We start from the raw sequence: 11998 nt of genomic DNA on the forward strand, positions 1-11998 counted from the left end.
CGTAGGTCGTATGAACAAGCGCGCTACATTCTTAAATCCACCGGATACGATAACTAATGGATGGCCAAGTGAAGAATGGACTAAACACGTAACGGTATGGGCGGAATTGAAGACTGCAAAAGGTTACAGACTATTTAGTTCTGATGCTACACAATGGCAAGGAAAATGTGTTATTGGTATACGGTACCGGAAGGATATTACAGAACATATGCGGGTTGAAGTAGCTGGCAAAACATACGAAATGGATTCGCCACCTGTGAATGATAATGGAGATAACCAGTGGCTCACAATCTTTTTAAAAGAGGTGGTTTAGATGAATTTTGAAATACAAGGTATGGACGCTTTGATGCAAAATCTAATGAATTTGCCATTAGAAGAGGATGAAGAAAATAAAGCACTTAATGCAGGAGCAAAAGTAGTCAAAGAAGCTGTTGAGAAAGAAGTGCCAGTTGGAAAATCCAAAAATAAGAAAAATAAATTGAAAAATAATATTAAAATAAAACGAGCAAAAGATGGGGAAGCCAAAGTGCACACAGCTAAAGCCTACCACGGCCATATCTTAGAAGGTGGGCGAAGCGCTGGAAGTAAATATGTTACGAAAAAAGGTAAACGTCAGAAAGTAACATGGGGACCAATTGCACCAAATCCATTCTTTACACGGGGATTTGAATTAAGCAAACCAGGTGCATTAAATGCTATTGCTGATGAGATAAAGAAGGCAAAAAATCTATGATTGATATTTCTAAACATATCACAAGTACTTTGTCCCCATTAAGATTAGATGTATTTTTCAACAGTGTTCCAACTGGATCAACCATCCCAAATCAATACATTACATTCTTAGAAATCAATGCAAAGCCTGCTTTAGAAGCATCTGATCAAGAATATGAGACTGAAAGACTTATCCAAGTCAACGTTTGGTCGAAACGCGATTACTTTCAGCTTGTGGAGGACATCAAGCGGATGATGGAATCAGCTGGCTATGAAAGAACATTTGAATATGATGCACCAAAACAAGAAGGCGATTCCCACTTTAACAAAGTGTTGCGATTCGTCTTTTTTGATGAATATTAAATAATAGGAGGTCATGAAAATGGCAGCTACAACGGTAAATGAAAAACCACAAAAAATTAGTTTGAAACGGATCCATTATGCATTAATGACAGATGAACAAACGGAAACATGGGGCGATGTTAAAACATTAACAATGCCAATCTCTTTAACTCTTACACCTAACTTCTCTGAAGCATCATTAGATGCTGGGGACCGCGTGGTGGACCAAGAGGCACAAATGGATTCCATTACAATTGCAGGCGAGACTGCTGATTTACCAACAGAGGTATTAGTTGATTGGTATGGTCATAAGAAATCTGCAGAAGGTGGTATTATCACTAACTCAAATGATTCACCAAATGCTATTGCAATTGGCTTTGAATCAGGATCTAAACTTGTGTGGTTCTTCAAAGCAAAATTAAAGCCAGGAGAGGAATCCAACGCTACTCGTAAAAAAGGTGAAACAAACTACAAAGTATACCCGTTCGCTGGTGAAGCTTTACCTTTAATTGATGGTATCATCAAACATACTGTAGATACGCGTGATTCGGGTGTAACAGCTACCCCTGAAACGTTCTTCTCTACTGTAACAAAACCTACCGAACCAACAGTACCAACTCCTTAAACAGAAGTCCTTTTATAGGGCTTCTTTTCTTTTAACTAAATTAAAGTGACTAACGAAAAGGATGGATGAATTATGCAAATCAAATTACGAATTGATGGACAAGAAAAAACATTTACTAATGATTTTGTGAAGGCGCGTGTTTTCCGTAATGCCCTGAAAATGAATGAAAAAATGCGTGAAGAAGGCGCACAAGTTTCTGCGGAAACTTTTGACGGAATGATTGGATTTGTTGTAAATGTTTTTGATAATCAATTCACTGTGGATGACGTATGGGACGGCTTAGAGGCAGGGGTATTACAAGATGAAATTATGCGTGTATTCAACAGTGTACTTAATATCGGAGGTCTGCAGACGACCTCCACAACAACTGAGGGAAAGTAAGTGGCCTAACAGCCTACCAAAATATAAAAAAATTCTATCGTGAGTTATTAAAAGAAGGATACAAACTTCATGAAATCGATGAAATGGATATTCATTTTTGGTTTGAATTATCCAATGATGTTGATGAGGAAATAGAAGAAGTCACAGCTGATGATATTGATTGGCTGTGATTTTTATTTTGGCCAAGAAGGCGGTGAGAATATATGGCAAGCATAGGAAGTTTAGAAGTCAGCCTTAGTTTAAATGCATCCAACTTTAATGGTACTGTAGCACAGGTAAACCGAAACATGAGAGCGATGGGAAGTGAATTACAGGCTATTAGAGCAAGAGGCTCACAATATGAAAATTCATTGACTGGACTTTCTCAAAAGCAAAATGTTTTATCTCGTTCATTTGATGCTGCATCAATCAAGTTGCAAGAACAACGACGTAGATATGATGAGTTAGTAGCTAGTGGTACCGCATCGTCAGCTCAAATTGAAAGGCAAGCTAATGCGGTTAACCAAGCACAAACTCAATACAATCGCCTAGAACGTGAATTAGCAGAGGTTACAAATCAATTACGTATACAGTCATCTCAGTGGACACAAGTCGGCCAACGCATGCAAGAAGTGGGTAGCAAATTATCTGCTGTAGGCGATGGAATGATGAACGTTGGTAAGAAATTATCAATGTATGTTACAGCACCGATTGCAGCAATGGGTGTTGGGGCATTTAAAGCAGCTATGGACTTTGAATCTGCCTTTGCAGGTGTTCGAAAAACTGTGGATGCAACTGAATCAGAATTCCAATTCTTCTCTGATGAAATCCGAAACATGTCAAAAGAGATTCCAGCAGCTGCTACTGAGATTGCTAAGGTAGCCGAGGCCGCTGGGCAACTCGGCATTAAAAACGAAGCTATTTTAGGCTTCACACGAACAATGACTGATATGGGTGTAGCGACTAATATGTCAGCGGATGAAGCAGCGACTGCTCTTGCACGGTTTGCAAACATCACAAAGATGTCTCAACAAGACTTTGACAAATTAGGTTCTACAGTTGTCGGACTTGGGAACAATTTCGCAACAACTGAATCTGAGATCATAGAAATGTCTTTACGTCTAGCGGGGGCAGGTGCACAAATTGGTATGTCCGAAGCTGACATTCTAGGTCTTGCTACTGCACTTAGTTCTGTAGGTATTCAAGCAGAAATGGGTGGTTCTGCACTATCTCGTGTAATGGTACGTATGCAAGTAGCCGCAACAACAGGGCTTGGTAAAACTGAAGAGTTGTCTAGAAAAACAGGCATGTCTTTACGTGAGTTACAAATGCTTGCAGCCAATAACAGCATGGATTTCACTTCTTTAGCTGACTCATTAGGCATGACCAACAAAGAAATGAAAAACATCGTTAATGCGGGGCTGGATCTAGAAAACTTCGCGAAAGTTGCTGGTTTGACTAGTAAACAATTTAAAGAGATGTTTGAAAAGGATGCAGTAGGTGCAATTGGGGCATTTGTAAATGGCTTAGGTAATGCAGAGCAAGCGGGCGAATCAGCCATCAATATGCTTCAAGAAATGGGTATCACAGAAATCTTATTACGAGACTCATTACTACGTGCTGGGAATGCTAACGAACTATTCGCAAGCTCAATCGATATTGCCAATAAAGCATGGGGTGAAAATGTAGCTTTAGCGAATGAAGCTGAACAACGATACAAAACCACTGAATCCCAGTTAATTATCTTGAAAAACAAAGTGGTCGATTTAGGAATTACTCTCGGAAATATATTAATTCCGTTTGTACTAAAAATGGTTGAATTAGTTGAACCATGGATTGAGAAATTTGCAAATCTATCTGAAAAAACTCAAAAGACCATTCTTATACTTGGTGGATTAGCCGCAGCCATTGGTCCTGTACTCGTTGTTGGTGGAGCTTTAATTTCAAGTATCGGCACAATTGTCAGTGCAGTCGGTGGGCTGTCAGTTGCTATAGGCGCTGCTGGCGGAGCAACAACGGCATTTGGTGCATCATTAGCTTTAGTAACTGGTCCTATTGGGTTAGCTGTTGGTGGGGTTACAGCATTGACTGCAGGAGGGATTGCTCTCTATAAAAATTGGGACAATCTCGTTGAAAAAAATCCGCAGTTGCTAGCAGCGTTTGCGGCTATTTCTCCTCCAGTTGTTTTAGCTGTGGGTGCAATTAAGACGATGCAAGAGGCAATGAACCCAGCAATAGAGAAAGTTGACATGTTTGGACAGGGTGTCTCAAAAGCTACAAAGCAAGCACTTGAAGGATTTTTTGATTTAAGTGACGGTGCTGCAAAATCAGTAACAAATATGTATGTGTCTTCCACAGAGGTTACTTCAGAAATGTCTAAAGAAATTACCTCGAAATTTAATGAGATGAACAAGCAGATTGTGGAAGGCATGAAAAAAAGAAATGCCGAACAACTATCTGATTTGCAAAATTTCTTTATGTTTTCATCAGCTTTATCTTCCGAGGAAGAACAGAAAATAATGGCTGATACACAAAGACGTAATGAATGGCAACTAAAAGAACAAAATGCCATGAATGAACGTGTTAATGCCATTATTCAAAAAGCGGCAGATGAAAAACGTGAACTGACAGAACGTGAGCATGAAATCATCAATAATTACAATCAAATGATGAAAGAAAATGCTGTACGAACGTTTTCTGAAAGCGAGCTTGAACAGAAGGTTATTTTGGAGCGAATGAAAGAGAATGCTTCAATTATCTCTGCTGAACAAGCAGCCGAAGTTGTGAAAAATGCTGTGAAGCAAAAAGAAGAAGTCGTCAAAGAGGCAGAAGAAACATATAACCAAAGGATGGCTCAAATCATCCAGATGCGTGATGAAACAGGTCAAATTAATGCCGAACAAGCTGATCGCATGATTGCCGAAGCTACTAGAGCTAAAGATCAAACAATCTTTTTGGCAGAAGAACAACATCAAAAGATTGTAGAAACTGCCCAAAAACAAGCAGAGGAACATGTTGAAAAAGTAAACTGGGAAACTGGCGAAATACTTTCTAAATGGGAAGTATTTAAAAATAAACACTCTGAAATTTTTAACACTATCGAAGAGTATTACAACAAAGTCATGGATGCCTTAAAAGAGGCTACCTCAACTGCATATGAATTTATTAAATCTGTTGTAGATGAAAAATTAAGCGGTGTTGTTGAATTTGTAAAAGACCAACTTGATACTTTGAAAGAATTTTGGGGTGAAAATGGTCAATTTATTGTTTCTTTAGTGAAATTGCACTTTGAACAAGTGAAATCAACTATAGAAATGGTAATGGGTGTTATTAAGGGAATATTTGAATTTGTATGGCCACTATTGTCAAATACAGTTAAATTGGCTTGGGAAGCAATAAAATTGGTTGTTAGTACTGCAATGGATACCATTCTCGGTGTTATATCAATTGCTCTAAAGTTACTCCAAGGTGATTGGAAGGGAGCATGGGACCAATTAGGTCAAATTGGACAAAAGATGATGAACAACTTCACATCATATTTGGAGAATATTAATCTAGTACAAGTTGGTAAAGACATCATGAGTGGCTTGATTAAAGGTATTGGAAGTATGGCTAGTGCTGTATGGGATAAAGCTAAGTCTATTGCTGAGGGAATTACAAAAACAGTTACAAGTGTTTTAGATATTCACTCACCATCTCGAGTCATGAGGCAAATTGGTTTATGGACAGGCGAAGGCCTAGTGATTGGGTTAAATGAGTCCAGTCCAAAGGTTAATCAAGCCATGTCTAATATTGGTGATGGTATTCTAGCAGTTTCTAAAAACTATCAAAAAGAATACACGAATTTGATCGATGAATTTAATCGAAAAAATGAAGATAAAAACGATAAGACGCTTGAAAAAATCTACAAGATCAGAAATAACGCTGCTAAAAAGAAACGCGCTTTAACTCAAAAAGAATTACAAGACATTGCACTGTTAGAGGCATCTTATAGGGATAACAAGCTTAAAGCAGATGTTGATTTCCAGAAGAAATACAAAGCTTTAGTCGAAAAATCAGAAAAAGAATATCTAGAAGTGATCAAAAACTTTATTGCTGACAAAAAGTCCTTAGAGGAAATGTCCTTAATCGAAGAAGCAGCCATTTGGGAGCAATCAATAGAGTTATTTGCAGAAGGGTCGAAAGAACGTATTACAGCTCAAAAGGAATATCAAAAAGCTGTTGAGACGATTAATAAAGAGATTGTTGCTATTAACAAAGACTACCAAGGGCAAATGCAAAAGATCAATGATGATTTGATCAAACAAGAAAATGACCTGACTAAAGCATATGAGGATGCATTTTCTAAGCGACAATCTTCTTTGATGTCATTCGCTGGATTGTTCGATGAGTTTAAGGTTGAAATTAAAAATAGCGGAGCAGAGTTACTTAGCAATTTACAATCACAAGTTGACGGTTTTAAACAGTGGCAAGATGAGTTTGCAAAGCTTGCATCACGAAACATAGATGCTGATTTGTTGGCAGAATTAAGTGACTTAGGGGTTAAGGCTCTTCCAGAACTAATGGCCCTTAATCAACTTACAGATGAACAATTAACTCAATATAGTGAACTGTATCAAGAAAAAGCAGCATTAGCTAGAGAACAAACTGAAGCTGAACTGGCAGGTATGAAAGAAGATACTGACAAGCAAATTCTTGCTTTACGTGAAGCTGCTATAAAACAGCTAAATATCTTAAAAGCTGAATGGGGCTACAAAATTAAAGAGCTCACAAGCACTACAGCAACTGAATTATCATCATTGCAACAGATTGGTGTAGATGCTGGACAAGGACTACTTAATGGTTTAGCAAGCATGGAAGGGCCTTTGGTTTCTAAGGCACAGCAAATCGCTAATTCGATTGCGAGTACCATTCAACAAGCACTAGACATCCACAGTCCATCACGTGTGATGCGAGGCTTTGGTGTCAACATTGGTCAAGGATTAGTGTTAGGGATGGATGATATGGTAAGCAAAGTTGCCGATGCTTCAAGACGACTAGCATCATCTGTGGAGGACAATGCATCATTTAATGGTGGATCTAAAGGAAGCATAGATAATTCTAAACACTTTAAACCATCTGTGGTCATACACACAAATGATTCAGGAGCTAGAGAGATGGAGCGCACTTTACGTCGTATGCAATTTGGATTTTAGGAGGTGACGACTTGTTAATTAAAGATATGACGATTACTAATAATCGTGGCGACTCGATAGTTTCTGGTCGTCACTTTTTTATTCGTGATGATTTTGCAATTAGTGGATTAGGTGCGAATGTGAATATGTCAGAGACTACTTCTGATGGAGCTCATTATCAATCGACAACGCTTTCCACACGTGATGTAGATGTACCTTTTTATATAAAAAAAACGAATGTAGAGCATTGGTGGATTGAGGAAAAGAGACAAGATATTTATCGCGTTTGTAATCCGAAATTTAATCCGATGAGAATTGATTTTTCAACGAACTCAGGAGATCAGTTCTATGTAAATGCCAATTTAAGTGCAGCACCATTATTCAATCAAGGCAGGGCAAATGATAACAGCAGATGGGTTACAGGATTACTTCAATTTATATCAAGTGATCCGTTTATTTATGAGGCAGCATCGCGAAAAGTAGATATAGCCCTTTGGGAATCAAACTTAGAATTTCCTTTAGAAGTTGTAGAGGAAGGAATTGAAATCGGATATCGTAATCCCTCATTGATTGTGAATGTGTTGAATGAAGGTAGTGAATCGTCTGGCATGTCTATACGATTTATGGCACTGTCACAGGTGGTCAATCCAAAACTGCTTAATGTAACTACCTATGAAGCATTTAATCTAAAGTACACAATGCTTCCTGGTGATGTAATAGAAGTTTCGACTTACAAAGGGAAGCGATCAATCATTTTGATTCGAAATAATGAACAATCTAATATTTTTAATGCCCTAGATTTTGATACTTCTAAGTTTCTTCAATTGGAGCCTGGTGACAATCTGCTAAGATACGATGCAACTAGTGGATTAGATTTTTTGGAAGTGTCTGTTGAGTTTACGCCAAAAAGGATTGGAGTGTAACAATGATTGAATTGTATGTATTCGATTTGGAATTTAATTTATTAGGAGAAATTAGCGAATATAAAGAACTTCAAATTGAACGCAATTATGATAAGGTAAGTCAGCTTATTTTACGTGTTGCAAGCTCATCAGAAGCCATTGAATTGTTAAAACATGACAACATTCTAACAACTCAAGATGATGCTAATTATGGCTATATCATTGAGCATTTTGACTATACAGATGCTGACGAAACAGAAATAGAAATCCATGCTTACTCACTCAATTATATGTTGTCTTGGAGATCGATTGATTTTCAACAACGATATGAAGGCAATGTGGAAGACCTTATCAAGTTTTTCGTAAAAACGAACTTCATTACTCCCAGCAATCCAAACAGAGTACTCCCAAACTTAAGACTGGCACCTAACAAAGGTATAAACATTAATGATGAGTCCACAAAAACAGGCGGAGAAGTAATTGGCCATGTCCTTGAGATATGCAACAAACATGAGGTGAGTATTGATATATTGCTTAATCATCAGGATAAGAAATTTGATGTTGTTACTTGGCAAGGTGTCGACCGAAGTACTCAACAGGTTGTAAATCCACATGTCATCTTTAGTAAAGAGTACGACAATATCATTAACCAAAAGTACATTCATAATAAAGTGGATTATAGATCGACAGCTATAGTGGCAGGCGAAGGTGAAGGTGTTGAACGAAAGCAAGTCGTTACTAATGACAATTTAAGTGGATTTAACCGGCGCGAATTATATGTAGATGCGCGGGATTTGCAAAGCGAATATACAGATGATAACGACAATCAAAAAACGATGACTCCAGCAGAATATGAAGAAGCATTAAAAATTCGTGGAGATGAAAAATTATCTGACTTCCGAATCATCGAAACGTTTGAAAGTGAAGTGGATATGTATAGTCAATTTACGTACAACATTGATTATAAGCTTGGTGATCGAGTAAGTGTACGAAATGACGAGATACAACGCATTTTGCATCCACGTGTTATTTCAGCCACTTTAACAAGCAATAAGGAAGGAATAACACTTAGTATTAACTTTGGTAGCAATATCCCAACTATCTACGAAAAGATAAAAAAGAAGGTGAATAAGTAATGACGATATATAGTGGTATTTTCAACAGTGTCAACGGTGATCGTAAATACAATGCATGGTGGTTTGCGAAATATTTCGCTACCTTTATAGGTAATGGTGTTTTTCCTAATCCATCCTCAAATCTTCAAGTAGCTGCATATCAGAATATGAAAGTAGTCGTTAAACCAGGAAGTGGCTGGATTGACGGCTATTTTATTTTTAGTGATGGAGATCATGTGTTGTCATTAGATGTTGCGGATGGTGTTTTAAAGCGTATTGACCGGGTTGTCATGCGTCTTAATCATTTAACTAGGAAAATAGAAATCGTAGTCAAAAAAGGTACATTTGCAAGTAATCCAGTTGCACCAACACTACAACGTGATGCAGACGCTTATGAGCTAGCCCTTGCAGATGTACTAGTCAACAATGGGGCTACTCAAATAACTCAAGCTAATATTACTGACCAGCGGTTAAATAGTACTCTGTGCGGAATTGTACATGGAACAGTCAATCAAGTAGATACCACTACAATATTTAATCAGTATCAAGCGTGGTTCAATGATATAAAAGGCAGCATTGCTGGTGAATTAGACATTTGGCAAGATGCTCAAGAACAAGAATTTTTAATCTGGTTTGATTCAATAAAGGATATTTTAGATGGAGATGTTGCTGGTAATTTAGCATCTCGAATAGCGAGTTTAGAGCAAGGGCTTGATAATCATATAGCTGATGTTTCACATATAAAGTGGATTGAAACCATAGGTGGCACAGCAAATGTATTAACGGCAACCATTGATGGTCTTACAAGCTATAAAAACGGCTTAGCTGTTTCATTTCCAGTTAACTCAAATAGTACCGCAGCAATGACATTAAATATAAATGGATTAGGTGCAATACCAATCAAAAATTCGAATGGTATTGCAGTAAGCAATTTAAAAGCGAATGGAGTATATACTGTTCGTTATCGTGCAGGGGCTTTTATCTTACAGGGTGAAGGGGGGAGTGGAAATGCAGTAGCCAACGATATAAGAAAAGGAAAAACAGCTACGGTGGATAATGGAGACATTACTGGAACACTCGATTTATCTCAATTGATTCCTGGTAACATCAAGAATGGTGTAACTATTGATGGTGTAACAGGTAATCTTATTGGTTCACCAACGCCTAGTGTTGGTGATGCGGCTGTTGTAGCATCAGTAGGGTATACAGTGCAATACACGAGCGATTTTAAAAAAATCAAAGAAATTATATGTAATTTCAGTGGCAGAGTCAGAATTACATTTGATCTGTATGGCTCAGGAACTGGAAAAGGTTATGAACATGTCTATGGTCAAATATATATCAATGGCATACCAAAAGGTGTTATAAGAAACAATAATAATAGTTCAGGTACTTTCTATTCAGAGGATTTTGATATAAATAATGGGGATCGAGTACAATTATACGCCCATGGGAGAACAAATCCAGATACGTGGGCAACTAGTGATGTACTTGCTATCTGTTTCGCTTCAAATCCGTTAGGTACAGTCGTTCAAGTATAACAAGTAAAAGGAGTGCATAGTATGTTTTATTTAGAATACGATGATGACACAAAGTTAGTGATTAAAATTCATGAAACAGAGCCAGAGTCAGTGGTTGAAGGACATTCAATTGCTAAGAGTGATAGTTTCGATATCGGTATGGAACTTGAATTTATTATTACTGTTGATAGAGTAGACCAAGATGGAAACGTTACTGCATCATCTACAACAAAGCAGATTGTACCAGCTTATCAATTATTGAAGAAAATTGATGAATTAGAAAAAGAGAATCAAGCACTAAAAGGTAGTGTAGCCGATCTGTGGGAAACAATTTTAGTAGCAGGAGGTAATGCATAATGGAAACAGTATTTGCGCCTAAATTAAGAGGTTATTTGTTTTTAATTGAAATGAAACGTATTAAGATTGATGATGTACCCGAACCATATAAACAAGCAATATCAGACGAACAATAAACGCAGCATAAGCTAGCGTTATTTTTTATGTCTGAAAATGAAGGGAATTCTTTCCTTTTGTCGAATTGAGTAAGATAGTTGAAAGGAGAGAAAAAGATGGCTGATGAAAGATTTAATTTGACTAACTTGTTCAATATTTATAACCAAGCTGAAAATGAAACAAAAAATTATATTTTTGAACTGAGTATTGGAAAAGGTAGATTTTTATTTATGAATTTCTTTTCAGAAGAGGATGAAAGTTCGAAGGATAAATTATTTATATTTATGAGGAATACAAGTAGCTTCGCAACAGAAACGTTATATGGTAACCATTCTAAAGGCGATTTTTATATATATCTTAATTCAAAATTAAAAAGAAAAATTATCAATGAACTGCAATTAAAAGAAGGAGATGGAACTTTTAATTTTATGTCCTTCATGGAAGAATTAAATAATAAAATTCCTCAAGTTATATTGCCAGAACAAAAAGGAAGACTAATGAGAGAAAACAAGGATATAATTATCAAAACTGGAGCAATTGATGAGGCTGATAGAATCTATTTTGGCTGGCCAGCAAAAGTAAGTGAAGGAAGAAAACCGAGAGATAAAACATTAAGAAAGTTATACATGTTTACTGATCACAATCCTCAAGATATTGATTTGTTTATTAGAATATTAAAGAAAGTGAATCATACGACCGTATGGCTCGCAGAAAAACCTAAGAATGAATATAACGTACAGGATTGGATAAATAGTAGACCTTAACCTAATCAAAATGCCTTCCACAATTATTCTGT

At 37.0% G+C, this 11998-nt stretch carries 11 protein-coding genes; all 11 read left to right on the top strand.

Annotated features, from left to right (window positions below; genetic code table 11):
• Positions 1-10: 10 nt before the first annotated feature.
• The 11 genes from MHI22_RS18160 (at position 11) to MHI22_RS18210 (ending at position 11966) form a co-directional block, all read left to right on the top strand.
• On the top strand, positions 11-313 hold the full coding sequence (locus MHI22_RS18160) for a phage head closure protein (RefSeq protein WP_340812484.1): 303 nt from the start codon (positions 11-13) through the stop codon (positions 311-313).
• Positions 314-733: an HK97-gp10 family putative phage morphogenesis protein gene (locus tag MHI22_RS18165; protein ID WP_340812485.1), complete on the top strand. Its 420-nt coding sequence runs from the start codon at positions 314-316 to the stop codon at positions 731-733. It begins immediately after the preceding gene.
• Entirely contained in the window at positions 730-1074 is a 345-nt protein-coding gene (locus MHI22_RS18170; RefSeq protein WP_340812486.1) for a hypothetical protein, read from the top strand. Before MHI22_RS18165 ends, MHI22_RS18170 begins: the two co-directional genes overlap by 4 nt.
• A 19-nt stretch (positions 1075-1093) precedes the next feature.
• On the top strand, positions 1094-1678 hold the full coding sequence (locus MHI22_RS18175; protein ID WP_241604944.1) for a major tail protein: 585 nt from the start codon (positions 1094-1096) through the stop codon (positions 1676-1678).
• A gap of 72 nt (positions 1679-1750) precedes the next feature.
• On the top strand, positions 1751-2059 hold the full coding sequence (gene gpG / locus MHI22_RS18180) for a phage tail assembly chaperone G (RefSeq protein WP_340812487.1): 309 nt from the start codon (positions 1751-1753) through the stop codon (positions 2057-2059).
• A 203-nt stretch (positions 2060-2262) separates the two neighbouring features.
• Complete coding sequence (locus MHI22_RS18185) at positions 2263-7233, top strand: phage tail tape measure protein (protein WP_340812488.1); 4971 nt, start codon at positions 2263-2265, stop codon at positions 7231-7233.
• A gap of 26 nt (positions 7234-7259) precedes the next feature.
• The gene (locus MHI22_RS18190; protein WP_340812489.1) at positions 7260-8135 is read left to right on the top strand and encodes a phage tail family protein; all 876 of its coding nucleotides are present in this window, start codon (positions 7260-7262) and stop codon (positions 8133-8135) included.
• A gap of 2 nt (positions 8136-8137) precedes the next feature.
• Positions 8138-9250 carry a siphovirus ReqiPepy6 Gp37-like family protein gene (locus tag MHI22_RS18195; RefSeq protein ID WP_340812490.1) on the top strand — a complete coding sequence of 371 codons (1113 nt, stop codon included), beginning with the start codon at positions 8138-8140 and terminating at the stop codon, positions 9248-9250.
• On the top strand, positions 9250-10770 hold the full coding sequence (locus MHI22_RS18200) for a hypothetical protein (protein ID WP_340812491.1): 1521 nt from the start codon (positions 9250-9252) through the stop codon (positions 10768-10770). Before MHI22_RS18195 ends, MHI22_RS18200 begins: the two co-directional genes overlap by 1 nt.
• A gap of 21 nt (positions 10771-10791) precedes the next feature.
• The gene (locus MHI22_RS18205) at positions 10792-11106 is read left to right on the top strand and encodes a hypothetical protein (RefSeq protein WP_340812492.1); all 315 of its coding nucleotides are present in this window, start codon (positions 10792-10794) and stop codon (positions 11104-11106) included.
• A 212-nt stretch (positions 11107-11318) separates the two neighbouring features.
• Positions 11319-11966 carry a hypothetical protein gene (locus tag MHI22_RS18210; RefSeq protein WP_340812493.1) on the top strand — a complete coding sequence of 216 codons (648 nt, stop codon included), beginning with the start codon at positions 11319-11321 and terminating at the stop codon, positions 11964-11966.
• Positions 11967-11998 lie beyond the last annotated feature (32 nt).

It is taken from the genome of Lysinibacillus sp. FSL L8-0312 (assembly GCF_038003285.1).
In the GTDB taxonomy this organism is placed as follows: domain Bacteria; phylum Bacillota; class Bacilli; order Bacillales_A; family Planococcaceae; genus Lysinibacillus; species Lysinibacillus fusiformis_D.